At 65.3% G+C, this 23,097-nt stretch carries 25 protein-coding genes and 1 pseudogene; 11 read left to right on the top strand and 15 right to left on the bottom strand.

Annotation, left to right across the window (positions count from 1 at the left end; all coding sequences use genetic code 11):
* Positions 1-4: 4 nt before the first annotated feature.
* From JC881_RS21470 to JC881_RS21445, 6 genes are all read right to left on the bottom strand, one after another.
* Positions 5-1,291, bottom strand: a complete 1,287-nt coding sequence (locus JC881_RS21470) for a molybdopterin molybdotransferase MoeA (protein WP_198787705.1) — start codon at positions 1,289-1,291, stop codon at positions 5-7.
* On the bottom strand, positions 1,284-1,829 hold the full coding sequence (gene mobB, locus JC881_RS21465; RefSeq protein ID WP_198787704.1) for a molybdopterin-guanine dinucleotide biosynthesis protein B: 546 nt from the start codon (positions 1,827-1,829) through the stop codon (positions 1,284-1,286). Before mobB ends, JC881_RS21470 begins: the two co-directional genes overlap by 8 nt.
* Before the next feature lie 18 nt (positions 1,830-1,847).
* The gene (thrC, locus tag JC881_RS21460; RefSeq protein ID WP_198787703.1) at positions 1,848-3,263 is read right to left on the bottom strand and encodes a threonine synthase; all 1,416 of its coding nucleotides are present in this window, start codon (positions 3,261-3,263) and stop codon (positions 1,848-1,850) included.
* A 9-nt stretch (positions 3,264-3,272) separates the two neighbouring features.
* The gene (locus tag JC881_RS21455; protein WP_198787702.1) at positions 3,273-3,587 is read right to left on the bottom strand and encodes a response regulator; all 315 of its coding nucleotides are present in this window, start codon (positions 3,585-3,587) and stop codon (positions 3,273-3,275) included.
* 18 nt (positions 3,588-3,605) lie between these two features.
* Positions 3,606-4,928 (bottom strand): homoserine dehydrogenase, encoded by a 1,323-nt coding sequence (locus JC881_RS21450; protein ID WP_198787701.1) that lies wholly within the window; start codon positions 4,926-4,928, stop codon positions 3,606-3,608.
* A 115-nt stretch (positions 4,929-5,043) separates the two neighbouring features.
* Positions 5,044-6,276 carry a pyridoxal phosphate-dependent aminotransferase gene (locus tag JC881_RS21445; protein WP_198787700.1) on the bottom strand — a complete coding sequence of 411 codons (1,233 nt, stop codon included), beginning with the start codon at positions 6,274-6,276 and terminating at the stop codon, positions 5,044-5,046.
* Positions 6,277-6,375: 99 nt separating this feature from the next.
* On the opposite strand from JC881_RS21445, the gene JC881_RS21440 reads away from it, so the two are divergent.
* From JC881_RS21440 to JC881_RS21405, 8 genes and pseudogenes are all read left to right on the top strand, one after another.
* A complete protein-coding gene (locus tag JC881_RS21440) occupies positions 6,376-6,759 on the top strand; it encodes an Mth938-like domain-containing protein (protein WP_198787699.1) in 384 nt (127 codons plus the stop codon).
* A 135-nt stretch (positions 6,760-6,894) separates the two neighbouring features.
* Complete coding sequence (locus tag JC881_RS21435) at positions 6,895-7,371, top strand: peroxiredoxin (RefSeq protein ID WP_007830801.1); 477 nt, start codon at positions 6,895-6,897, stop codon at positions 7,369-7,371.
* A 221-nt stretch (positions 7,372-7,592) separates the two neighbouring features.
* The gene (locus JC881_RS21430; protein WP_198787698.1) at positions 7,593-9,383 is read left to right on the top strand and encodes a PhoH family protein; all 1,791 of its coding nucleotides are present in this window, start codon (positions 7,593-7,595) and stop codon (positions 9,381-9,383) included.
* A gap of 152 nt (positions 9,384-9,535) precedes the next feature.
* Positions 9,536-9,907: a VOC family protein gene (locus JC881_RS21425; RefSeq protein ID WP_198787697.1), complete on the top strand. Its 372-nt coding sequence runs from the start codon at positions 9,536-9,538 to the stop codon at positions 9,905-9,907.
* Positions 9,908-9,913: 6 nt separating this feature from the next.
* Positions 9,914-10,363 carry an EVE domain-containing protein gene (locus JC881_RS21420; RefSeq protein WP_198787696.1) on the top strand — a complete coding sequence of 150 codons (450 nt, stop codon included), beginning with the start codon at positions 9,914-9,916 and terminating at the stop codon, positions 10,361-10,363.
* A gap of 44 nt (positions 10,364-10,407) precedes the next feature.
* Entirely contained in the window at positions 10,408-10,866 is a 459-nt protein-coding gene (locus tag JC881_RS21415) for a GyrI-like domain-containing protein (RefSeq protein ID WP_198787695.1), read from the top strand.
* Complete coding sequence (locus JC881_RS21410) at positions 10,863-11,321, top strand: MGMT family protein (protein ID WP_198787694.1); 459 nt, start codon at positions 10,863-10,865, stop codon at positions 11,319-11,321. The genes JC881_RS21415 and JC881_RS21410 overlap by 4 nt, the downstream gene beginning before the upstream one ends.
* Positions 11,321-12,029: pseudogene (locus JC881_RS21405) on the top strand (helix-turn-helix transcriptional regulator). The gene JC881_RS21410 and the pseudogene JC881_RS21405 overlap by 1 nt, the downstream one beginning before the upstream one ends.
* A gap of 16 nt (positions 12,030-12,045) precedes the next feature.
* On the opposite strand, the gene dnaB reads toward JC881_RS21405, so the two are convergent.
* The 7 genes from dnaB to ppsA form a co-directional block, all read right to left on the bottom strand.
* Positions 12,046-13,452 (bottom strand): replicative DNA helicase, encoded by a 1,407-nt coding sequence (gene dnaB, locus JC881_RS21400; RefSeq protein ID WP_198787693.1) that lies wholly within the window; start codon positions 13,450-13,452, stop codon positions 12,046-12,048.
* Positions 13,453-13,631: 179 nt separating this feature from the next.
* A complete protein-coding gene (gene rplI, locus JC881_RS21395; RefSeq protein WP_198787692.1) occupies positions 13,632-14,084 on the bottom strand; it encodes a 50S ribosomal protein L9 in 453 nt (150 codons plus the stop codon).
* Between the two features lie 12 nt (positions 14,085-14,096).
* A complete protein-coding gene (gene rpsR, locus JC881_RS21390; RefSeq protein ID WP_007830781.1) occupies positions 14,097-14,378 on the bottom strand; it encodes a 30S ribosomal protein S18 in 282 nt (93 codons plus the stop codon).
* Between the two features lie 21 nt (positions 14,379-14,399).
* Positions 14,400-14,714 carry a primosomal replication protein N gene (priB, locus tag JC881_RS21385; RefSeq protein WP_042579539.1) on the bottom strand — a complete coding sequence of 105 codons (315 nt, stop codon included), beginning with the start codon at positions 14,712-14,714 and terminating at the stop codon, positions 14,400-14,402.
* A 4-nt stretch (positions 14,715-14,718) separates the two neighbouring features.
* Positions 14,719-15,093 (bottom strand): 30S ribosomal protein S6, encoded by a 375-nt coding sequence (gene rpsF / locus JC881_RS21380; RefSeq protein ID WP_198787691.1) that lies wholly within the window; start codon positions 15,091-15,093, stop codon positions 14,719-14,721.
* Positions 15,094-15,209: 116 nt separating this feature from the next.
* Complete coding sequence (locus JC881_RS21375) at positions 15,210-15,704, bottom strand: hypothetical protein (RefSeq protein ID WP_198787690.1); 495 nt, start codon at positions 15,702-15,704, stop codon at positions 15,210-15,212.
* Between the two features lie 131 nt (positions 15,705-15,835).
* Complete coding sequence (ppsA, locus tag JC881_RS21370; RefSeq protein ID WP_198787689.1) at positions 15,836-18,229, bottom strand: phosphoenolpyruvate synthase; 2,394 nt, start codon at positions 18,227-18,229, stop codon at positions 15,836-15,838.
* Positions 18,230-18,419: 190 nt separating this feature from the next.
* On the opposite strand from ppsA, the gene ppsR reads away from it, so the two are divergent.
* On the top strand, positions 18,420-19,241 hold the full coding sequence (ppsR, locus tag JC881_RS21365) for a posphoenolpyruvate synthetase regulatory kinase/phosphorylase PpsR (RefSeq protein ID WP_042579541.1): 822 nt from the start codon (positions 18,420-18,422) through the stop codon (positions 19,239-19,241).
* An 85-nt stretch (positions 19,242-19,326) separates the two neighbouring features.
* On the opposite strand, the gene ahpF is transcribed toward ppsR, so the two are convergent.
* Both ahpF and ahpC read right to left on the bottom strand, forming a co-directional pair.
* A complete protein-coding gene (gene ahpF / locus JC881_RS21360; protein WP_198787688.1) occupies positions 19,327-20,901 on the bottom strand; it encodes an alkyl hydroperoxide reductase subunit F in 1,575 nt (524 codons plus the stop codon).
* Between the two features lie 90 nt (positions 20,902-20,991).
* Entirely contained in the window at positions 20,992-21,555 is a 564-nt protein-coding gene (gene ahpC, locus JC881_RS21355) for an alkyl hydroperoxide reductase subunit C (protein ID WP_007830764.1), read from the bottom strand.
* Between the two features lie 251 nt (positions 21,556-21,806).
* On the opposite strand from ahpC, the gene bfr reads away from it, so the two are divergent.
* Together bfr and JC881_RS21345 are read left to right on the top strand one after the other, a co-directional pair.
* Entirely contained in the window at positions 21,807-22,283 is a 477-nt protein-coding gene (gene bfr, locus JC881_RS21350) for a bacterioferritin (RefSeq protein ID WP_056583098.1), read from the top strand.
* 118 nt (positions 22,284-22,401) lie between these two features.
* Entirely contained in the window at positions 22,402-23,046 is a 645-nt protein-coding gene (locus JC881_RS21345; protein ID WP_198787687.1) for a PepSY-associated TM helix domain-containing protein, read from the top strand.
* The last annotated feature ends 51 nt before the right edge of the window (positions 23,047-23,097 follow it).

Here is a 23,097-nt window from a genome sequence, read left to right as displayed (position 1 = left end):
GATGTCAGGCGAGCAGCGAGGCGAAGGGAATGAAGTTCACGGTGTCGCCCGACTTGATCGTCTGGCCCGAGGGGTTGTCGACCACGCCGTCGCCCCAGACCATCGAGGTCAGCACGCCCGAACTCTGGTTGGCGAACAGGTCGAGCCCGCCCGCGGCGTTGCGCCGTGCGCGCAGGAACTCGCGGCGCTTGTCGGCGCGCAGCCAATCGAAATCGGCGCGCATCTGCACGGCCTCGGGCGTCACGCGATCGGCGCCCTGCAGCGTCAGCAGGAACGGGCGCACGAGCATCAGGAAGGTGAGGAAGCTCGACACCGGGTTGCCGGGCAGCCCCGTCACGTGGCACACGCCCTGCCCGCTGCTGCGCGCGATGGAGCCATAGGCGAAGGGCTTGCCGGGCTTCATCGACAGCGACCACAGCTGCAGCTCGCCGAGCGTCTGCAGCGCGGCGCGGATGTGGTCTTCCTCGCCGACGGAGACGCCGCCGGTCGTGATGATCAGGTCGCTCGCCTCGGCCGCATCGCGCAGTGCCGCGATGGTGGTTTCGCGGTTGTCGGGCACGATGCCCAGGTCGTTCACTTCGCAGCCCAGCCGGTGCAGCAAGGCGCGCATGAAGAAGCGGTTGGAGTTGTAGATCGCGCCGGGCTTCATCGCGTCGGGCGCGACCTCGCCGGGCATCACCAGCTCGTCGCCGGTGGAGAGCATGGCCACGCGCGGCTTGCGCGCGACCTGCAGCTTGTGGAAGCCGACGCTGGCCGCGAGGCCGAGCGCGGCGGGTGTGAGGCGTTCGCCTTTCTTCAGCACGACGTCGCCGGAGGCCACGTCTTCGCCCGCGCGGCGGACCCACTGGCCGGCCGCGGGAACGATCGCGATGCGTACCGAGCCCAGGCCGCCTTCCTGCGGCGTGGCGGTGGTGTCTTCCTGCATCACGACCGCATCGGCGCCCTCGGGGATCTGCGCGCCGGTGAAGATGCGCGCCGCGGTGCCCGCTGCGAGCGGCGTGCCGACGGTGCCCGCGGGAATCCGCTGCGTCACCTCGAGCACTGCGCCGGGCGCGGCGCAGTCGGCCGCGCGCACGGCGTAGCCGTCCATCGCGCTGTTGTCGCGCGGCGGCACGGTGAGGCCGGAGACGATGTCCTGTGCGAGCACGCGGCCGTCGGCGTCGAAGGTGACGACGCTCTCGGCGGGAAGCGCAGGCGTGGCCTTGGCCAGCAATTGCGCGATGGCCTCGTCCAGCGGCATCAGCGGGGGCCGCGCGTTGGACGCGGAGAACGGAACGGGTGTGTCAGCCATGGTGTTCCGGGTTGTACTCGAAGCGCCCGCCATTGGCGATGAGCCACTGCGCGATGGCCTCGGCGTCGTCGAGGTCGAACAGCGGCCGGGCCGTGGGCTCCGGCAGGCTGCCGGGCGCATCGGTGGCGATGGCGGTGACGAAGGGGTCGTCCGGATAGAGCACTGGCCGCAACGTCTCGCCTGCCTCGGGCTGGCGCCAGACCTCGATCTTGTGCACGTTGCTGTGGCGAAAGCCCTCGACCAGCACCCAGTCGGCGGCCGGATGCAGCTCGGCCAGCAGTTGGTGCACGCTGAGCTCGACCGGAACCTCGAATTCGCGCATCACGGCCAGGCGCTTGTCGGAGGCGACGACCACCTCGAACGCGCCGGCCTCGCGGTGGCGGTACGTGTCCTTGCCCGGATGGTCGATGTCGAACTTGTGGTGCGCATGCTTGACCACCGAGACACGCTGCCCGAGCCGCTTGAGCACGGGAATCAGCTTCTCCACCAGCGTGGTCTTGCCCGCGCCCGAGTAGCCGGCGAAGCCGACGACTTTCATGCCGATTCCCCGTGTCGGTCAGTCACAGTTCTGGGCGATGTAGGCCTTCACGGCCTCGGCGTCCGCCGGCAGCTTGACCACGCGCTTGGGCAGCGCCTCGATGCCTTCGAACTTCGCGGGCCGGTCAGGCTCGTGGCCCAGGGCTTCGACGATCGTGGCGGCGAACTTGATCGGCAGCGCCGTCTCGAGCACCACCATCGGCACGCCCGGCACGAGGAATTCGCGCGCGGCCTTCAGGCCGTCGGCCGTGTGCGGATCGACCAGCGTGGCAAAGCGCTTTTCGGTATCGCGGATGGTGGCCAGGCGATCGGCATGCGTGCTGCGGCTGCTCACGAAGCCGAAGCGCCCGGCCGCGTCCTTGAACGCCGCATCGGCGCTCAGGTCGAAGCGGCCTTCCAGGCCCAGGTCTTCCACGAAGAGCTTGCGCAGCTTGCCAGCGTCGCGACCCACGAGATCGAACACGAAGCGCTCGAAATTGCTGGCCTTGCTGATGTCCATCGACGGGCTGGAGGTCTCGTGCGTGTCGGCCGCGCCGCGCACGCGGTAGATGCCGGTGCGGAAGAACTCGTCGAGCACGTCGTTCTCGTTGGTGGCGACCACCAGCGTCTGGACCGGCAGGCCCATCATGCGCGCCACATGGCCCGCGCAGACGTTGCCGAAGTTGCCCGAGGGCACGGTGAAGCTCACCGGCTTGTCGTTGCTTGCCGTGGCCTGGAAGTAGCCCGCGAAGTAGTAGACGACCTGCGCCAGCAGCCGCGCCCAGTTGATCGAGTTGACCGTGCCGATGCGGTACTTGCGCTTGAAGCCCAGGTCGTTGGAGACCGCCTTCACGATGTCCTGGCAGTCGTCGAACACGCCGGTGATGGCGATGTTGTGGATGTTCTCGTCCTGCAGGCTGAACATCTGCGCCTGCTGGAACGGGCTCATGCGGCCGTCCGGCGAAGTCATGAAGACGCGCACGCCCTTCTTGCCGCGCATGGCGTATTCGGCCGCGCTCCCGGTGTCGCCGCTGGTGGCGCCCAGGATGTTGAGCTGCGAGCCGCGGCGGGTCAGTTCGTACTCGAACAGGTTGCCCAGGAGCTGCATCGCCATGTCCTTGAAGGCCAGCGTGGGGCCGTTGGACAGGGCTTCGATGTACACGCCGTCCTCGAGCTCGCGCAGCGGCACGACCTCGTCGGTGCCGAACACCTCGGCGGTGTAGGTCTTCGCGCAGATGGCCTTCAGGTCGACAGGCGAGATATCGTCGATGTAGAGCGAGAGGATCTCGAAGGCCAGTTCGGCGTACGGCAGCTCGCGCCATTTGGCGAGCGTGGCGGTGTCGATCTGCGGGTAGGTTTCCGGCAGGTACAGGCCGCCATCGGGCGCGAGGCCTTCGAGGAGGATTTCACAGAAGCGCTTGCGGTCGGGGTGACCGCGGGTGCTCAGGTAGTTCACAAGATATTCCTAGAGACCGATTCCATAGTGGCGGATGTCAAGCCAGAAGCGAGAGCCGATCAGCGCCAGCATGCCGAAGAAAAGAACGATGTAGTGCAGTGCGCGGTACTCGACATTGTCCGTCGCATCGAGCGCGCCGAAGTACGCCCAGGCGGCCAGAAAGCTGCCCGCGCCGTTGAGCACGAGCTGCCACCATCCGAGGCTGGCGAACAGCGCCAGCGTGACCAGCACCGCGAACCAGAACGCCAGGTGCCAGCGCGGAAGCTCCACATGCGCGAAGCGCAGCAACCCGACCAGCGCGAAGGTGGCGATCAGCGTGGGCACTGCGGCGCTCCATGGCGATCAGGACAGCTCTTCCTTGCGGATGCGCACGATCGGCTCCAGCACGGTGGGCAGCGCCTGCAGCTCGGCCAGCACGTCGTTGACGGTGCCTTCGCGCGCGTCGTGCGTGAGGATGATGAGGTCGGTTTGCGTGGAGCCCTCGCCGCCCACTTCGTCGGCTTCGCGCTGCAGCACGGCGTCGATGCTGATGCCGGCGGTGGCCAGGAGGCCCGTCACCTTGGCGAGCACGCCGGCCTGGTCGGCCACGCGCAGGCGCAGGTAGTAGCTGGTGACCACCTCGGCCATCGGCAGCACCTTCAGGTCGCTCATCGCATCGGGGTGGAAGGCCAGGTGCGGCACGCGGTGCGCGGCGTCGGCGGTGTGCAGGCGGGTGATGTCCACCAGGTCGGCGATCACCGCGCTGGCGGTCGGCTCGCTGCCCGCGCCCTTGCCGTAGTAGAGCGTGGTGCCGACGGCGTCGCCGTGCACGACCACCGCGTTCATCGCGCCCTCGACGTTCGCGAGCAGGCGCTTGGACGGCACGAGCGACGGATGCACGCGCAGCTCGATGCCCTTGGCCGTGCGCTTGGTGATGCCCAGGAGCTTGATGCGGTAGCCCAGCTGTTCGGCGTACTTGATGTCCTGCGCGGCGAGCTTGGTGATGCCCTCGATGTGGGCCTTGTCGAACTGCACCGGGATGCCGAACGCGATGGCGCTCATCAGCGTGACCTTGTGGCCGGCGTCGACGCCCTCGATGTCGAAGGTCGGGTCGGCTTCGGCGTAGCCCAGGCGCTGGGCTTCCTTCAGCACGGTGGCGAAGTCCAGGCCCTTGTCGCGCATCTCGGAGAGGATGAAGTTGGTCGTGCCGTTGATGATGCCGGCCAGCCACTGGATGCTGTTGGCCGTGAGGCCTTCGCGCAGTGCCTTGATGATCGGAATGCCACCGGCCACCGCCGCCTCGAAGGCCACCATCACGCCCTTGGCATGCGCGGCCGCGAAGATCTCGGTGCCGTGCACCGCGAGCAGCGCCTTGTTGGCCGTGACCACGTGCTTGCCGGCGGCGATGGCTTCGAGCACCAGCTGTTTCGCGACGCCGTAGCCGCCGATCAGCTCGATGACGATGTCGATGTCGGGGTTGGCGATGATCTCGCGTGCATCGGCCACCACCTTGACGCCTTCGCCGGCCACTTCCCGGGCGCGGGCGGTGTCCAGGTCGGCCACCATCGTGATCTCGATGCCGCGGCCGGCGCGGCGCTTGATTTCTTCCTGGTTGCGCTGGAGCACCTTGAAGGTGCCGCTGCCGACCGTGCCTGCGCCGAGCAGGCCTACTTGGATGGGTTTCATTGGGAGAGTCGCGCTCATGGCGTGGATGGTTTGGATGGGGCGGGCTTCAGGCATCGCCGGGGCGGGGGTTCAGGCATCGCCGGCGCGGCCACGGCACACGCCAGGCCAGCGGTTTTCATGACGCCGTCTTGCGGCGCAGGCGGTACTGCTCCAGGAACTTCGCGATGCGGTTGATGGCCTCGCGCAGGTCGTCTTCATGGGGCAGGAACACGATGCGGAAGTGGTCCGGCGTGGCCCAGTTGAAACCGGTGCCCTGCACCAGCATCACGCGGGTTTCCTTGAGCAGTTCGAGGAAGAACTGGCGGTCGTCGGCGATCGGATAGACCTCGGGGTCGAGCCTGGGGAACATGTAGAGCGCGGCGCTGGGCTTCACGCAGGTCACGCCCGGAATGGCGGTGATCAGTTCGTAGGCCAGGTCGCGCTGGCGGCGCAGGCGCCCGCCGTCGCAGACCAGGTCGTTGATGCTCTGGTAGCCGCCCAGCGCCGTCTGGATGGCCCACTGGCCCGGCACGTTGGCGCACAGGCGCATGTTCGAGAGCATGTTCAGGCCCTCGATGTAGTCCTGCGCGGCGCGCTTGTCGCCCGAGACCACGACCCAGCCGGCGCGGTAGCCGCACGAGCGGTAGCTCTTGGAGAGCGAGTTGAAGGTGAGCGTGAGCACGTCGGTCGAGAGGCTCGCGATGGCGGTGTGCTTGACGCCGTCGTACAGCACCTTGTCGTAGACCTCGTCGGCGAAGATCACCAGGCCGTGTTCGCGCGCGATGGCCACGATGCTCTTGAGCAGATCGTCGGAGTAGAGCGCGCCGGTCGGGTTGTTCGGGTTGATGACCACGATGCCCTTGGTGCGGGGCGTGATCTTGGCGCGGATGTCGTCCAGGTTGGGCATCCAGCCATTGGCCTCGTCGCACAGGTAATGCACCGGGGTGCCGCCCGAGAGGCTCGTGGAGGCGGTCCACAGCGGGTAGTCGGGGGCGGGCAGGAGGAGCTCGTCGCCGTCATCGAGCAGCGCGTTCGTGGACATGGCGATCAGTTCGCTGGCGCCGTTGCCCAGGTAGATGTCGTCCAGCGTGACGCCGGCAATGCCCTGCTTCTGGGTCTCGTGCATCACCGCCTTGCGCGCGGCGAAGACGCCCTTGCTGTCGGAATAGCCTGCCGAATTGGGCAGGTTGCGGATCATGTCCTGCTGAATTTCCTCGGGCGCATCGAAGCCGAACACGGCCAGATTGCCGATATTGAGCTTGATGATCTTCTGGCCGTCCTCTTCCATCTGCTTGGCGGCGTCCATGATGGGACCGCGGATGTCGTAGAGAACGTTGGCCAGCTTGGCCGATTTCTTGAGCTGCTTCAAAGGGCCCTCCCGGGCGTGTCGACTCGAGGGTCAAAGGCCCCTGGAGGCCTCGCGTCACTGGGGAAAACCTATAATTTGACCACAGTTCCCAGTGACCAGATGAAGCTCCAGCCCGACAAATCCGACGCCCAGTCCCTCACCGCCCACGGCCCCGGCTGGGTCGCGATCAACAACGAAAAGGTCGAGGGCAGCGTGGTGGTCGGCTCCCGCGGCGAGCGCTTCGAGTGGAATTGCACCCGGTTCGACGAAATCGGCCCGGAGCATTTCGCGCAATTGGCGCAATTGGGGGCGGAATTGATCATTTTCGGCAGCGGAAGCCGCATCCGTTTTCCGCAGCCTGCCTGGCTCCAGCCCCTGATGGCGCAGCGCACCGGTGTCGAGACCATGGACACCCCGGCGGCCTGCCGGACCTACAACATCCTGGCCGGCGAAGGCCGGCATGTGATCGCCGCCCTGCTGGTCGAGCGCCCGTCGGCTGACTGAGAGGGGTATTTTCGGGGTAAAATAGCGGGTTGCGAACAGGCCAGCTACCCCAAAGTTAGCAACGACCAATCCTCCGCGCATCGAGTCTGCCCCGAAGAACTCGATCCACGGAATCTAACGGAGAAAACAAGTTTCATGGCGATCGTTGTCAACAAACCCATTCCTGAATTCGACGCCAACGCCACGGGCGGCCTCAAGGTCTCGAATACCTCGCATCTCGGCCACGTGCTGGTCATGTATTTCTACCCGAAAGATAACACCCCGGGTTGCACGACCGAAGCGATGCAATTCCGTGATCGCTACAAGGATTTCGAAAAGGCCGGTGCCACCGTTTTCGGCGTTTCGCGTGACAACATGAAGTCGCACGACGAGTTCAAGGCCAAGCTCGAGCTGCCCTTCGAACTGATCGCCGACACCGAAGAAAAAATGTGCCACATGTTCGGCGTGGTCAAGAACAAGATCATGTACGGCAAGAAGGTCAAGGGCATCGAGCGCAGCACCTTCCTGATCGGCGCCGACGGCATCCTGAAGGCCGAATGGCGCGGGCTGAAGGTTCCGGGTCACGTCGACGACGTGCTCAAGGCAGTCAAGGCGCTCAAGAAGGCCGCCTGACCGCAGCGAGAAGCGCCAGCCGGCGCTTTTGCGTGATTTGCGTGGGGAATGCCCAACGTGACACGTAAAAGCGGCAAAGAGCCCCTGGCGCGTCATCTGCGGTGTGCATAATGGCCTCATGCCGTTGAGCTCCACGACCGCATCCTCCGAACAAAGCCGCCTAGGTCTTCAGGCGGCTTTTTCGTTTTCTGGTTTCCACTTTCCTGCGAGCGACCTCCCACATGCCATTGCCTCCCGCCCCCACGAAACGCGCCGCATTGCTCTCACCGGACGCGATCGACGCGCCCGCCCGGTCCTCGCACAGGGGGTCGCGCCGCTCCGGCGACCAGCGCGCTGACGAAACGGCCTCGAACGGACCGCAGCCGCTGGAGTTGTTCGACAACCTGAACTCCGATGCCGCAGGCGGCGGCGAAACCGCGCGCCCGTCGCGCCGGGCCAAATCCCGGCAGGCGCCTGCGCCCGCACCCGCTCCGCAGCAACAGCCCGCCGCCATCCAGGTCGAGACCCGGGTCCCCACGGCGCCCGCCCCGGCCTATGCCCCGGCGCCCGCAGCGGCCGCGCCCCAGGCTCCGGCTCGCCCCAAGCGCAGCAAATCGACCGGCCCGGCCAAGCTGTTCGTGCTCGACACGAACGTGCTGCTGCACGATCCGATGTGCCTGTTCCGCTTCGAGGAGCACGACATCTTCCTGCCGATGATCGTGCTGGAAGAGCTCGACGGCCACAAGAAAGGCACCACCGAAGTCGCCCGCAACGGCCGCCAGACCAGCCGTACGCTCGATGCGCTGGCCGGCGCGCAGGACGCGGACATCGACAAGGGCCTGAAGCTGGACACCACCGGCCACCGTGAAGCCGGCGGCCGTCTGTTCTTCCAGACCGCTCCGCTCGATTACTCGCTGCCGATCAGCCTGCCCCAGGGCAAGGCCGACAACCAGATCCTGGGCGTCGTGCATGCGCTGCGCGACGAGTACGCCAAGGACCGCCCGGGCAAGCCGAAGCAGGAAGTGGTGCTGGTGTCCAAGGACATCAACATGCGCGTCAAGGCGCGCGCCCTGGGCCTGGCCGCCGACGATTACCAGAACGACAAGACGCTGGAAGACGGCGACCTGCTCTACGCCGGCTCGCTGGCGCTCCCGTCCGACTTCTGGACCCGCCAGAGCAAGACGGTCGAGAGCTGGCAGAGCGGCAGCAACACCTTCTACCGGATCAGCGGTCCGATCGTGCCCAACCTGTACATCAACCAGTTCGTCTTCTTCGAGGCACCCGGCGAGCCGAGCATGTACGCGCGCGTCACCGAGATTCGCGACAAGACCGCGGTGCTCAAGACGCTCAAGGACTACAGCTCGGGCAAGAACGCGGTGTGGGGCGTGAACACGCGCAACCGCGAGCAGAACTTCGCGATGAACCTGCTCATGGACCCGGAGATCGACTTCGTCACGCTGACCGGCACCGCCGGCACCGGCAAGACCCTGATGGCGCTGGCCTCGGGCCTCACGCAGGTGCTGGACGACCGCCGCTACACCGAGATCATCATGACCCGCGCGACCGTGAGCGTGGGCGAGGACATCGGCTTCCTGCCCGGCACCGAGGAAGAAAAGATGGGCCCCTGGATGGGCGCGCTGGACGACAACCTCGAGTTCCTGGCCAAGGGCGACGGCGGCGGCGCCGGCGAGTGGGGCCGCGCGGCCACCAACGAGCTGATCCGCAGCCGCATCAAGGTCAAGAGCATGAACTTCATGCGCGGGCGCACCTTCCTGAACAAGTACGTGATCATCGACGAGGCGCAGAACCTGACGCCCAAGCAGATGAAGACGCTGATCACCCGCGCGGGCCCGGGCACCAAGATCATCTGCATGGGCAACCTCGCGCAGATCGACACGCCGTACCTCACGGAAGGCTCCTCGGGCCTCACATTCGCGGTCGACAAGTTCAAGGGCTGGCCGCACGGCGGGCACATCACGCTGGCGCGCGGCGAGCGCTCGCGCCTGGCCGATTTCGCGAGCGACGTGCTCTAAAAAACCGATCCGCGGCCATCGAGCCCGCGCATGTCCTCCAGAGGGCATCGCGGGCTTTTTTTCGCCCGCCATGACAGGCTCCTGACAAGACGTTGTCAGGAGGCGGCTCGCACCATCGAGGCTCCTTCCAACGCAACGAAAGAGAGCTCTTCATGCAGAACGCGATCACCTGGTTCGAGATTCCGGTCAGCAACCTGGACCGTGCCCAGGCCTTCTACGAAACCGTGCTGGCGCGCAAGCTGCGCCGCGAAAGTCTCGGCGGCGAGGCGCTGGCCATTTTTCCGTATGACGCCCCGGGCGTCGGCGGCGCATTGCAGGCCGGCGCGAGTGCCGCTGGCCGCACAGGCAGCAGCACCCGCATCTACCTCGATTGCATGCCCAGCATCGATGCCGTGCTGTCGCGCGTCGAGGCGGCCGGCGGCCAGATCGTGGCGCCCAAGTCGGCGCTGCCGCCGGGCATGGGCTTCATCGCTCATCTGCGTGACACCGAAGGCAACGAAGTCGGCCTGCACGCCCTCGCCTGAAGCACCATGGCACAGCGCAACTGGATCGCCGTCGCGAGCGCCGACCATGCCCGGCGCGGGCGCGACCACAAGCCGGTCGGCTTCATGCAGGTCGGCCACGGCAAGCTGGGCCCGCTCAAGCGGATCGCCGCGGGCGACCGCGTGGCCTACTATTCGCCGGCGACGGTGTTCGGCGGCACGGACAAGCTGCAGAGCTTCGTGTCGATCGGCATCGTGCTGCCCGGCGACGCGTACGAATTCGACATGGGCGGCGGCTTCATTCCCTGGCGCCGCGACGTGGGCTATGCGGCGTCGCACGAGGCGCACATCGCCCCGCTGATCGAGCGCCTCGCCTTCATCGAGACGCCCAAGCAGTGGGGCTACAAGTTCCGCTTCGGCATGTTCGACGTGACCGACGCCGACATCGCGTTGATCGCCCAGGCCATGAAGGCCGACCTGAAAACGCTCGCCCTTTGAGCAGCAACACCCGAACATCGCAGACAGAAGAAGGAGAAGAACCCATGGAACCCGCCCGCCAACACCACGACGCCTTCCGGGTTGCCGGCCTCACGGTCCGCACGACCAACCGCGAAGAAAACGATCCCGCCACGGCCCGCATTGGCGCGCTGTGGGGCCGTTTCTTCGGCGAGCAGACCTACGGGTCGACGCCGCACCGCACGAGCGACACGCGCATCTTCGGCGTCTACGCCGCCTACGCGTCCGACGCTCATGGCCCGTTCGACATCACCGTCGGCGTGGCCGTTTCGGACGGCGCGGACAGCGTGGCCATCGAGGCCGGCGACTACCTCGTCTTCACCGGCCAGGGCGAGATGCCGCAGATGGTGATCGCCACCTGGCAGCGCATCTGGCAGTATTTCGAGGCGCACCCGGAAATCGCGCGCCGCTACCAAAGCGATTTCGAAGCCTACGAGGGGCCGGACATGGTGGCGATCCACATCGGAGTTTCCGCAGTTTCATGAGCACCAAGAAGAGCTGGCGCGACAGGCTCGCCAGCTACCCGCACCTGCCGAACGTCAAGGAGATCCCTCTGGCCATGCGCAAGCGCCACGGCGAAGGCACCATTGCCACGCCCTCCCCGCGGGAGGTCGAGGAGGCGATGCGCGGCGTGCCCGAGGGCCGGCTCGCGACCGTGCTGGGCATTGGCGAAGACATCGCGGTGCGCCACAGCGCCACCATCGGCTGCACCGTGACCACGGCGATCTTTGCGCACATGGTCGCGCACGCCACCGAAGAGAACCAGGAGCGAACGCCCTACTGGCGCACCCTCAAGATCGGCGGCGAACTCAACCCCAAGTACCCCGGCGGCATCCAGGCGCAGATGGCCCGGCTCGAAGCCGAGGGCCACACGGTGGTGCAGCGCGGCAAGCGCTACTTCGTCGAGGACTTCGCCGGGAAGCTCTCCGGAACGCGCTGATGCGTCGCGCCGATCGCCTCTTCCAGCTCGTGCAGCTCATCCGCGGGCGCCGGCTCACCACGGCCGCGTTTCTCGCGCAGCGCCTGGAGGTGTCGGAGGGGCGTGCCGATCGAGGGCGAAGCCGGCGTGGGCTACCGGCTGGGCGTGGGCTTCGAGCTGCCGCCGCTGATGTTCACGCAGGACGAGGCCTCCGCGCTCGTGGCCGCGGCGCGGCTCGCACAGAGCTGGGTCGATCCGGCGCTGGCGCGCGACATCGAAGCGGGACTGGGCAAGATCCTCTCGGTGCTGCCACCGGCCGCGCGCGTCTCGGCGGAAGCGCTGGCGCTCTACGCGCCTGCGCTGGGACTGGACGACGTCATGGGTGCCCGATTGCAGGCCTTGCGCGAGGCCGTGCAGGCGCGCCAGAAGCTGCGCCTGAACTACCGCGACGTATCGGGCGACGCCAGCGAGCGCACGGTGCGGCCGCTCGGATGCTTCTACTGGGGGAAGGTCTGGACGCTCTCGACCTGGTGCGAGCTGCGCAACGACTTCCGCGGCTTCCGCGTCGACCGCATGGACGCGGTCGAGGTGCTGCCCGAGCGCTTTCGCGACGAGCCGGGCAAGACGCTCGCCGACCTGCTGCGCCAGGTAAAGGCCCGCCAGGTGGAGACGACGCCGCCGGAACCGCAGACATGGCCGTCGAAGGCGCAAGGTCCTTCGGCCGTTTGACCTCGCTGCGTTGGCGTCAGTACTGGTCGCTGTGGCTGTAGCCTTCCAGGTTCTCGAACTTGGTGATCGGTTTCAGGAAGGCCAGCTTGATGGTGCCCGTCGGCCCGTTGCGGTGCTTGCTGATGATCACCTCCGCCACGCCCGGCTCCTTGCTGTTCTTGTCGTAGTAGTCGTCGCGGTAGATGAACATGATGATGTCCGCGTCCTGCTCGATGGCGCCCGATTCGCGCAAGTCGCTCATCATGGGGCGCTTGTCGGTGCGGCTTTCCACGCCGCGGCTGAGCTGCGAGAGCGCGATCACCGGGCACTTGAGTTCCTTGGCGAGCATCTTCAGGCCGCGCGAGATTTCGCCCACGGCCGTGGCGCGGTTCTCGTCGCCGCTCGTGCTGGTGGACATGAGCTGCAGGTAGTCGACCACGATCAGGCCCAGGCGCCCGTACTGGCGCGCGAGCCGGCGCGCATTGGCGCGCAACTCGCTGGTCGAGAGGCCCGGCGTCTCGTCGATGTGCAGCGACACGGTGCGCAGCTTCTCGATGGCTTCGGTCAGGCGCGGCCACTCTTCGTCGCTGAGCTTGCCGGTGCGCAGGTGTCCCTGGTCGATACGGCCGATCGAGCCGACGATACGCACCGCCAGTTGGGACGCGCCCATTTCCATCGAGAACACGGCAACAGGCAGTCCTTCGTTGAGCGCCACGTGCTCGGCGATGTTGATCGCCAGCGAGGTCTTGCCCATCGAGGGACGCGCGGCCAGCACGATCATGTCGCCCGGCTGCAGGCCCGAGGTCATCTTGTCGAAGTCGTGAAAGCCGGTGCGCACGCCCGTGATGTCGTTCGGGTTCTCGGCCATCTCGGTCACGCGGTCGAGCAGCTCGACCACCAGGGCGTCCATGCTCTGGAAGCCCTGCTTCATCCGCGAGCCTTCTTCGCCGATGTTGAAGATCTTCTGCTCGGCCTCGTCCAGGATCTTGTCGACCGGCTTGCCCTGCGGGTTGAAGGCGTTGGTCGCGATCTCGTCGCTGGCCGAGACGAGCTTTCGCAGGATCGAGCGCTCGCGCACGATCTCCGCATAGCGCCGGATGTTGCTCGCGCTGGGCACGTACTGCGCGAGCGAGTTCAGGTAGACCAGTCCGCCGATATCGTCGGCCTTGCCCAGGCTCTGCAACCGCTCGAAGACGGTGATGACGTCGGCCGCCTTGCTGGCATTGATCAGTCCGCCGATGGCGGCGTAGATCAGCTTGTGCTCGTGACGGTAGAAGTCGTCGTCGACCAGCAGGTCGCCCATGCGGTCCCAGGCGCCGTTGTCGAGCAGCAGGCCGCCGAGCACGCTCGATTCGGCCTCGATGGAGTGCGGCGGAATGCGCAGTTGGGCGATCTGGCGGTCGGCCGACGAATTACCGTCGGAGTAGGAGAAAACGGCGGACATGGACTTCCCTTGCAACCCTGCATGCTAAGCCGCGCACGGCGCTGCGCTTGTGGACAAGGTTGTTGATAAACGGTGATCTTCCAGTGCAACGCGCTGGACAACTCCAGCGCACGGAGACCCCAAAAGAAAAGCCGCCCGAAGGCGGCTTTTGCGGGCAGCGCACGAGGCGCCGCGAACGATCAGGCGGTTTCGCCGTAGACCGTCACGGTGATCTCGACGACCACGTCGGTGTGCAGCGCAACGCTCACGGTGCTGTCGCCGACGACCTTGATCGGGCCGTTGGGCAGGCGCACTTGCGACTTGGCAACCTTGTAGCCTTGCTTGCCCAGCTCTTCGGCGATGTCGCCGTTGGTGACCGAGCCGAACAGGCGGCCGTCGACGCCGGCCTTTTGCGTGAGCTTGACGGTCGTGCCGCCGAGCTTTTCGCCTTGGGCTTGCATTTCAGCCAGCTTGGTGGCCGCAGCCTTTTCGAGTTCGACGCGCTTGGCTTCGAATTCGGCCTTGTTGGCAGCGGTGGCGCGGCGGGCGCGGCCCGACGGAATCAGGAAGTTGCGTGCGTAACCGTCCTTGACCTTGACGATTTCGCCCAGGGTGCCGAGGTTGACGACCTTGTCCAGAAGAATGACTTGCATGGTGTCGGCTCCTTAGACGCGGTGTTGGTCGCTGTACGGGACCATGGCCAGGAAGCGGGCGCGCTTGATGGCGGTGTTGAGCTGGCGCTGGTAGATCGCGCGCGTGCCGGTCAGGCGTGCGGGAATGATCTTGCCGTTTTCGCTGATGAAGTCACGCAGCGTGTCGATGTCCTTGTAGTCGATTTCCTCGACGCCAGCGACGGTGAAACGGCAGAAGCGCTTGCGCTTGAACAGCAGCGACTGGGTGTTGCGCTTCGGGCGCTTGTCTTTGTTGAATTTCTTGAACGTGGCCATTTGGGGACCTCTTGTCGAAAATTAATCTTGCTGAAAATCCTGGATGTGCAGGACCGGATGCTTGCCGTTGCCCGGTGTCGCGAGAAAACCCTGAAAACGCCAGAGACTTCCCATCGACTGTCTTGCGAGCCGTTCGGCGATGGCGCCGAAAGCAACGGCCTTGAGGGCCGTCTTCACCTGCCGGGGTTTGCCTGCTTCATCGAGCGTGGACTCGTGTTCGAGTCTGAGGTCGATGGCGGGCAGGCCGGCGGGCGTGTATCGCAAGGCTCCGAGTTCGGCAACCGAGGCGGTCAGCAACAGCTGATTGACTCCGGTTGCCGCAGCGGCAGCAGTCACGCCATCAGTTGTTGTTGGCGGCGTATTCGGCCTGCTGGGCCTTGCGGGCTTCTTCGCGCTCGACCGTCTTCATCATCGACGAAGGACCGGTGTCGGCCTTCTTCTTCTGGACGGTGAGGTGACGCAGCACGGCATCGTTGAACTTGAACGCGTGTTCCAGTTCGCCCATCACGGTTTGCTCGGCTTCGATGTTGACGCACAGGTAGTGCGCCTTGTTGAGCTTGTTGATCTGGTAAGCCAGCTGGCGGCGGCCCCAGTCTTCAACGCGATGGACCTTGCCACCGCCGGCCGTGATCAGGCCCTTGTAGCGCTCCAGCATGGCCGGAACTTGCTCGCTCTGATCCGGGTGGATCAGCAAAATGATTTCGTAGTGACGCATGGCACTCCTTGTGGATTCTTCCGAGGAAGAGGAAAAGCCACCTGCAGCGTCGGGCGCAGTGTGGCAAGGCAAAGCCGGCGATTATAGCCTTGGAATCGCCGATCCGGCAAGGCACCTCAGTCGTTGAGGGCCTTGTCCAGGGCGGCCGCCTTCTCGGCGCCGACCGCGGCGCGGATCTTGGGCGCGAGTGCCAGCAGGTCTTCGTAGCTCGTCGTGCCCTCGACCTGCAGATTGAGCCGGAACCCCATCAGGCCCAGGCTGCCGGTGAGTTGGGTCGCGATGGGGTAGGCGTCCTTGTAGCGCTGCTGCCTGCTGCGGCCCGAAGAACCGGCCGCGGGTGCGGCCGGCGCGGCCGGTGCAGCCGGTTTGGGAACCTCCGCAGGTGCGGCGACCGGTGCCGGCGCAGCCGCACTGCCCGCAGCCGGCTCCAACAGTCCCAGCGCGACCATGTGGTCGATGTCCTCCCGGACGATGCCCATGCCGTTGGCCAGCACCTCGTCGACCGAGCGCTTGCCATCGAACAGGATGAACGCCGAGCGCTGGCGCGGCGTCAGCGGGACCGAGCGGTCTTTGAGGGCCTGCTGGCCCGTTGGCGTCTTCACAAGAATCATGGTGGTCTTCCCTTCCGGGATGCGCCCGTGAGTCTTGCAAGTCTGGCATCAAATACGCAATTTGTTTCCAGAACACCTACAGGTCGCGGGAATCCCCCCATGGGGATTTCCGCAATCCTGCGCGCGGGGCTTCAGCGCTTGGCGAGCTGCTGCCAGGTGTCGATCACGCTGTCGGGGTTCAGCGAGATCGACTCGATCCCCTCTTCCGCCAGCCAGAGCGCGAAGTCCGGATGGTCGCTGGGGCCCTGGCCGCAGATGCCCACGTACTTGCCTTCGGCCTTGCACGCCTTGATGACGCGGCTCAGCAGCGCCTTGATGGCCGGGTCGCGCTCGTCGAAGTCGGCGGCCAGCAGCTCGAGGCCCGAGTCGCGGTCCAGGCCCAGCGTGAGCTGGGTCAGGTCGTTCGAGCCGATCGAGAAGCCGTCGAAGAACTTCAGGAACTCTTCCGGCAGGATCGCGTTGCTCGGCACCTCGCACATCATGATCAGCTTGAGCTCGTTCTCGCCGCGCTTGAGGCCATGCTCGCCCAGCAATGTGGTCACGCGCTCGGCCTGGCCCAGGGTGCGCACGAAGGGCACCATGATCTGCACGTTGGTGAGGCCCATGTCGTTGCGCACGCGCTTGAGCGCCTCGCACTCCATCGCGAAGGCTTCGCCGAAATCCGCGCTCAGGTAGCGCGCCGCGCCGCGGAAGCCCAGCATCGGGTTCTCTTCTTCCGGCTCGTAGCGGCTGCCGCCGATCAGCTTGCGGTACTCGTTCGACTTGAAGTCCGACAGGCGCACGATCACCTGCTTGGGCCAGAAGGCCGCGGCGATGGTCGCGATGCCTTCGGCCACCTTGTCGACATAGAACGCACGCGGCGACGCATGGCCGCGGGCCACCGACTCGACGGCCTTCTTCAGGTCGTTGTCGACGTTCGGATAGTCGAGGATCGCCTTCGGGTGCACGCCGATGTTGTTGTTGATGATGAACTCCAGCCGCGCCAGGCCCACGCCGTGGTTCGGCAACTGCGCGAAGTCGAAGGCCAGCTGCGGGTTGCCCACGTTCATCATCAGCTTGATGTCGATCTCGGGCATCACGCCGCGCTGCACTTCGGTCACTTCGGTCTCGAGCAGGCCGTCGTAGATGAAGCCGGTGTCGCCCTCGGCGCAGCTCACCGTGACCAGCGTGCCGTCCTTGAGCAGGTCGGTCGCGTCGCCGCAGCCCACGACGGCCGGAATGCCCAGCTCGCGCGCGATGATGGCCGCGTGGCAGGTGCGCCCGCCGCGGTTGGTGACGATGGCGGCGGCGCGCTTCATCACCGGTTCCCAGTTCGGATCGGTCATGTCGGTGACGAGCACGTCACCGGCCTGCACCTTGTCCATTTCGCTGATGTTGTGCACCAGGCGCACGGGGCCGGTGCCGATCTTCTGGCCGATGGCACGGCCTTCGGCGAGCACGGCGCCCTTGCCCAAGAGCTTGTAGCGCTGCTCGGCCTTGCCCTGCTGCTGGCTCTTCACCGTTTCGGGACGCGCCTGCAGGATGTAAAGGAGGCCGTCGGTGCCGTCCTTGCCCCACTCGATGTCCATCGGGCGGCCGTAGTGCTCTTCGATGACCAGCGCGTACTTGGCCAGTTGCTCGACGTCGGCGTCGCTCAGCGAATAGCGGTTGCGCTGCTCGGCTTTCACGTCGGTGGTCTTCACCAGCTTGCCGCTCGCCTTTTTCTCTTCGGGCGTCGCGAACTCCATCTGGATCAGTTTGGAGCCGAGGTTGCGGCGAATGACGGCCTTCTTGCCGGCGCGCAGCGTGGGTTTGTGCACGTAGAACTCGTCGGGGTTCACGGCGCCCTGCACCACCGTCTCGCCCAGGCCGTAGCTCGAGGTGATGAACACCACCTGGTCGAAGCCCGATTCGGTGTCGATGGTGAACATGACGCCCGCGGCGCCCAGGTCGGAGCGAACCATGCGCTGCACGCCGGCCGATAGCGCGACCACGTCGTGTTCGAAGCCCTTGTGCACGCGGTAGCTGATGGCGCGGTCGTTGTAGAGGGAGGCGAACACCTCCTTCATCTTGTGCAGCACGTCGTCGATGCCGACCACGTTCAGGAAGGTTTCCTGCTGGCCCGCGAACGAGGCGTCGGGCAGGTCTTCGGCGGTGGCCGAGGAACGCACGGCGAACGAGGCCTCCGGGTTGCCGGCGCTCAACGTGGCAAAGGCCTCGCCGATGGCTTTCTGCAGGTCGGCCGGAAAGGGCTGCGATTCGACCATGGCGCGGATCTCGGCGCCGGCTGTAGCCAGCGCGCGCACGTCTTCGGTGTCGAGCGCGGCGAGGCGCTTGCTGATCTTGTCGGCCAGGCCGTCGTGGGCCAGGAACTGGCGGAAGGCGTGGGCCGTGGTCGCGAAACCGGTGGGCACCCGCACGCCCTGGGGCAGCTGCGAGATCATTTCGCCGAGGCTGGCGTTCTTGCCGCCAACCGCCTCGACGTCGGTCATTCTCAGGTTTTCAAACGGTACGACCAGGGCGGTCGCGTCGAAAAGTGCAGACATGGGAAAGCTCCAGAAGTTGAAACCGGTGCTGCATGCAGGCGGCGCGGCACGATCGTTGTCGTTGCTTTGGGTGCGGGGGCGGCGTGCATGGAAAGAATGGGGGCTGGGAAAGCGGATTCCCGATAATGGACCGGATTGTAGGCGTGGCAAGGTTGCCCGCGCCGCAGGACAAGGCCGCAAGAGCAACACCATGCATACACGCACTGTTTTCTTCATTTCCGACGGCACCGGCATCACCGCCGAGACTTTCGGCAACGCCGTGCTGGCCCAGTTCGAGATGAAGCCGCGCCACGTGCGCCTGCCCTTCACCGACACGGTGGACAAGGCGCACCAGGCGGTGCGGCAGATCAACCACACGGCCGAACTCGAGGGCGTGCGGCCCATCGTCTTCACCACGCTGGCCAACATGGACGTGCTGGAAGTGATCGAGACCGGCTGCAAGGGCATGCTGCTGGACATGTTCGGCACTTTCGTGCGGCCGCTGGAAATCGAACTGGCGGTGAAGTCCAACCACCGCATCGGCCGCTTCAGCGATGTGAGCAAGAGCAAGGAATACAACGCCCGCATCGCGGCCATCGACTTCAGCCTGGCGCACGACGACGGCCAGAGCAACCGCGACCTGCAGGGCGCCGACGTGATCCTGGTGGGCGTGAGCCGCAGCGGCAAGACGCCCACCTCGCTCTACCTGGCGATGCAGCACGGCCTGAAGGCGGCCAACTACCCGCTGATCCCCGAGGACTTCGACCGCCGCCAGTTGCCGCCGGCGCTGATGCCGCATCGCAAGAAGATCTTCGGCCTCACGATCCAGCCCGAGCGCCTGAGCGAGATCCGCAACGAGCGCCGGCCCGATTCGCGCTACGCGAGCCTGGAGAACTGCCGCCACGAGGTGAGCGAGGCCGAGGCGATGATGCGGCGCGCCGGCATCCGCTGGCTCTCGACCACCACGAAATCGATCGAGGAAATCGCCACCACCATCCTGCAGGAGCTGCGGCCGGAGCGGCTGACTTACTGAGCCCAAAAAAAGGGCCACCCGGATCGGGTGGCCCTTCTCGTTCAGCGCTGGGCGCCCAAGCCCGAACTGCATTGACCGGCCAGGGTCATGCAGCAGCCGGCGCCGAAGTGCGGATCAGGTGGTCGAACGCACCGAGCGCCGCCTTCGCGCCGTCGCCGGCCGCGATGATGATCTGCTTGAACGGCACGGTCGTCACGTCGCCCGCAGCGAACACGCCGGGCACCGAGGTCTGGCCACGGGCATCGACGACGATCTCGCCGTGCTTCGTGAGCTCGACCACGCCCTTGAGCCAATCGGTGTTGGGCACGAGGCCGATCTGGATGAACACGCCTTCGAGCTCGACTTTCTTCTGCTCGCCCGACGCGCGGTCCTTGTAGACCAGGCCGTTGACCTTCTGGTCGCCGGTGATCTCGGTGGTCTGCGCGTTGGTGAACACGTCGACATTCTTCAGGCTGTGCAGCTTGCGTTGCAACACGGCGTCGGCGCGCAGCGCCGTGTCGAACTCGATCAGCGTGACGTGGCCCACGATGCCGGCCAGGTCGATCGCCGCTTCGACGCCCGAGTTGCCGCCACCGATGACCGCGACGCGCTTGCCCTTGAAGAGCGGGCCGTCGCAGTGCGGGCAGTAGGCCACGCCCTTGTTCTTGAACTCGTGCTCGCCGGGCACGTTGATGTTGCGCCAGCGCGCGCCGGTCGAGATGATGATCGACTTGCTCTTGAGCGAGGCGCCGCTTTCGAGCTGCACCTCGATCAGGTCGTTGCCCGGCCCTGCATTCGGAACAAGCGCCTTGGCACGCTGCAGATTCATGATGTCGACGTCGTAGTCGCGCACGTGCTCCTCGAGCGCATGGGCGAACTTCGGGCCTTCGGTTTCCTTGATCGAGATGAAGTTCTCGATGCCCAGCGTGTCGAGCACCTGGCCACCGAAGCGCTCCGAGGCCACGCCGGTGCGTATGCCCTTGCGCGCGGCGTACACGGCAGCTGCCGCGCCGGCCGGGCCGCCGCCGACGATCAGCACGTCGAACGGGTCCTTGGCGGCGATCTTTTTCGCTTCGCGTTCGACGCCGCTGGTATCGATCTTGGCGAGGATTTCTTCCAGGCTCATGCGGCCCTGGCCGAACTCGGTGCCGTTCAGGAAGACGGTCGGAACGGCCATGATCTGGCGTTCCTTCACTTCATCCTGGAAGGTGCCGCCTTCGATCATCGTGGTGCGGATGCGCGGGTTCTGAATCGCCATCAGGTTCAGCGCCTGGACGACGTCGGGGCAGTTGTGGCAAGTGAGCGAGACATAGATCTCGAACTCGAAGTCGCCATCGAGCGCCTTGATCTGGTCGAGCACGGCTTGCTCGACCTTGGGCGGGTAGCCGCCGATCTGCAGCAGCGCAAGGATCAGCGAGGTGAATTCATGGCCCATCGGCAGGCCGGCGAAACGCGGGCCGTGGTTCTCGCTCGGGCGGTTGACCGAGAACGAGGGCTTGCGGTGGCTGTCGTCGCGGCTTTCGGTCAGCTTGACCAGCGGCGAGGACTCCGCGACGTCCTTCAGCAGCGACAACATCTCGCCCGAGGCCTTGCTGTCGTCGAGCGAGGCAACGATTTCGATCGGTTGCGTGGCGCGTTCGAGGTAACTCTTCAATTGGGCTTTGGTGCTGGCGTCGAGCATGACGGACTCACTTTCGATAACTGAAAACTATCAACTGGGAACAAAAAAGCCCGGGGCCTCGTGAGCGCCCGGGCTTTCGCACGGGAGCGCTTAGATCTTGCCGACGAGGTCGAACGAGGGGGCGATGGTCTTGTCGCCTTCGTTCCACTTGGCCGGGCAGACTTCGTTCGGGTGGGCGGCGGTGTAGACGGCTGCCTTGAGCTTGCGGAGAGTCTCCTTCACGTCGCGGGCGATTTCGTTGGAGTGCACTTCGGCCGTCTTGATGATGCCCTCGGGGTTGATCACGAAGGTGCCGCGCAGGGCCAAGCCTTCTTCGGGGATGTGCACGCCGAAAGCGTTGGTCAGCGTGTGGGTCGGGTCGCCCACCAGCGGGAATTTAGCCTTGCCGACGGCCGGCGACGTGTCGTGCCAGACTTTGTGCGAGAAGTGCGTGTCGGTGGTCACGATGTAGACCTCGGCACCCAGCTTCTGGAACTCGGGGTAGTTGTCGGCCGCGTCTTCGACTTCGGTCGGGCAATTGAAGGTAAAGGCCGCCGGCATGAAGATCAGCACGGACCACTTGCCCTTGAGCGTCTCGTCGGACACATCGATGAACTTGCCGTTGAGGTAGGCCTGGGTCTTGAAGGGTTGGACTTGGGTGTTGATCAGGGACATTGGTGATTCCTAGGTGGCTGATGAAAAAGGCGAACCATGAGTATAGCTACCAATCTCATATTATCAATAGTCATGAGCTATTAAAAGTATTGGAGCTTGCTATGTTTGCGATCAGGTCGCGACGGGTTTTTTCGCACCCCAATACGAACGTGTATCACCATCACACGCATGCAGACCGGCGCAGCATGGGATTGCTTGCACGCACGCATCCGCCCCTCTGACAATCACGCTTTCAGAACAAGGAAAAAACCATGAAGGGCGACCCCAAGGTCATCGAACATCTGCAGGCGCAGCTCAAGAACGAGCTCACCGCGATCAACCAGTATTTCCTGCACTACCGCATGCTCAAGCACTGGGGTCTGGACAAGCTGGCCAAGAAGGAATACGAGGAATCGATCGGCGAAATGAAGCACGCCGACAAGCTGATGGACCGCATCTTCATGCTCGACGGCCTGCCCAATCTGCAGGACCTGGGCAAGCTGAACATCGGCGAAGACGTGCCCGAACTGCTGCGTTGCGACCTCGGCGCCGAAACCGGCGCGCAAGCCACCATCAAGGACGGCATCGCGCATTGCGAATCGGTGCGCGACTATGTCTCGCGCGACCTGCTGCAGGAAATCCTGGACGACACGGAAGAGCACATCGACTTCCTGGAAACCCAGATCGACCTGATCGACCGCGTCGGCCTGCAGAACTACCTGCAATCGCAAATGGGCGAACTCGAATAAGCGCAGTCTTTCGACATCAATCAACGGGACTTCGGTCCCGTTTTTTATTGCTTTACGTAACTTAACGGCCTCCAAATAGCAGTCATTCTCATCTGCGCGGATAGAATCCGCGCCTTCGATGACTGCCACCCGCCCCGACAACCGCCGCCGTTCCTACTGGCTCAAGACCCTGCACGAATGGCATTGGGTGAGCTCCGCGATCTGCCTCATCGGCATGATCCTGTTCAGCGTCACGGGTTTCACCCTCAACCACGCAGGGCAGATCGAAGCCAAGCCGGCGATCACGAAGTTGAACGGCACGATCGATGAGCCGTTGCGCGCCCGGCTCGAACAACAATTGCCCGCTGCCAAGGCGCAAAAAGGCAAGGCGCCCCTGCCCTCCGAACTGCAAGGCTGGGTCCAGAAGAACTGGGACGTCGGCACCGCCGGCCGCGAGGCCGAGTGGTCGGACGATGAAATCTATCTCTCGCTCCCCCGCCCCGGCGGCGACGCCTGGCTGCGCCTGAGTCTGGCCGACGGCGAAATCGAATACGAGCGCACCGACCGCGGCTGGCTCTCCTACCTCAACGACCTGCACAAGGGGCGCAACACCGGCGCCGCCTGGAGCTGGTTCATCGACATCTTCGCGGGCGCCGCGCTGGTCTTCTCGATCACCGGGCTGTTCATTCTCAAGATGCACGCGGGCAACCGACCGTTCACCTGGCCGATGGTGGGCATGGGGCTGGTCGTGCCGGTGCTGCTCGCGCTGCTGTTCATTCATTGATTGACCGATTGATTCAGGAAAAAGAGGTTTCACGTGCACGTTCGCTATTCA

Origin of the sequence: Variovorax sp. IB41 (assembly GCF_016405905.1) — a bacterium.
Lineage (GTDB): Bacteria > Pseudomonadota > Gammaproteobacteria > Burkholderiales > Burkholderiaceae_C > Variovorax.
The sequence above is the reverse complement of the archived record's forward strand: the minus strand, read 5'-3'. Positions and strand labels throughout refer to the sequence as shown.

Bases quoted from the DNA above. Each gene is read 5' to 3' on its own strand.
- JC881_RS21470 (WP_198787705.1), bottom strand. From the start codon at position 1,291: ATGGCTGACACACCCGTTCCGTTCTCCGCGTCCAACGCGCGGCCCCCG.
- mobB (WP_198787704.1), bottom strand. From the start codon at position 1,829: ATGAAAGTCGTCGGCTTCGCCGGCTACTCGGGCGCGGGCAAGACCACG.
- JC881_RS21450 (WP_198787701.1), bottom strand. From the start codon at position 4,928: ATGAAACCCATCCAAGTAGGCCTGCTCGGCGCAGGCACGGTCGGCAGC.
- JC881_RS21440 (WP_198787699.1), top strand. From the start codon at position 6,376: ATGAAGCTCCAGCCCGACAAATCCGACGCCCAGTCCCTCACCGCCCAC.
- JC881_RS21435 (WP_007830801.1), top strand. From the start codon at position 6,895: ATGGCGATCGTTGTCAACAAACCCATTCCTGAATTCGACGCCAACGCC.
- JC881_RS21430 (WP_198787698.1), top strand. From the start codon at position 7,593: ATGCCATTGCCTCCCGCCCCCACGAAACGCGCCGCATTGCTCTCACCG.
- JC881_RS21425 (WP_198787697.1), top strand. From the start codon at position 9,536: ATGCAGAACGCGATCACCTGGTTCGAGATTCCGGTCAGCAACCTGGAC.
- JC881_RS21420 (WP_198787696.1), top strand. From the start codon at position 9,914: ATGGCACAGCGCAACTGGATCGCCGTCGCGAGCGCCGACCATGCCCGG.
- JC881_RS21415 (WP_198787695.1), top strand. From the start codon at position 10,408: ATGGAACCCGCCCGCCAACACCACGACGCCTTCCGGGTTGCCGGCCTC.
- JC881_RS21410 (WP_198787694.1), top strand. From the start codon at position 10,863: ATGAGCACCAAGAAGAGCTGGCGCGACAGGCTCGCCAGCTACCCGCAC.
- dnaB (WP_198787693.1), bottom strand. From the start codon at position 13,452: ATGTCCGCCGTTTTCTCCTACTCCGACGGTAATTCGTCGGCCGACCGC.
- rplI (WP_198787692.1), bottom strand. From the start codon at position 14,084: ATGCAAGTCATTCTTCTGGACAAGGTCGTCAACCTCGGCACCCTGGGC.
- rpsR (WP_007830781.1), bottom strand. From the start codon at position 14,378: ATGGCCACGTTCAAGAAATTCAACAAAGACAAGCGCCCGAAGCGCAAC.
- rpsF (WP_198787691.1), bottom strand. From the start codon at position 15,093: ATGCGTCACTACGAAATCATTTTGCTGATCCACCCGGATCAGAGCGAG.
- JC881_RS21375 (WP_198787690.1), bottom strand. From the start codon at position 15,704: ATGATTCTTGTGAAGACGCCAACGGGCCAGCAGGCCCTCAAAGACCGC.
- ppsA (WP_198787689.1), bottom strand. From the start codon at position 18,229: ATGTCTGCACTTTTCGACGCGACCGCCCTGGTCGTACCGTTTGAAAAC.
- ppsR (WP_042579541.1), top strand. From the start codon at position 18,420: ATGCATACACGCACTGTTTTCTTCATTTCCGACGGCACCGGCATCACC.
- ahpF (WP_198787688.1), bottom strand. From the start codon at position 20,901: ATGCTCGACGCCAGCACCAAAGCCCAATTGAAGAGTTACCTCGAACGC.
- ahpC (WP_007830764.1), bottom strand. From the start codon at position 21,555: ATGTCCCTGATCAACACCCAAGTCCAACCCTTCAAGACCCAGGCCTAC.
- bfr (WP_056583098.1), top strand. From the start codon at position 21,807: ATGAAGGGCGACCCCAAGGTCATCGAACATCTGCAGGCGCAGCTCAAG.
- JC881_RS21345 (WP_198787687.1), top strand. From the start codon at position 22,402: ATGACTGCCACCCGCCCCGACAACCGCCGCCGTTCCTACTGGCTCAAG.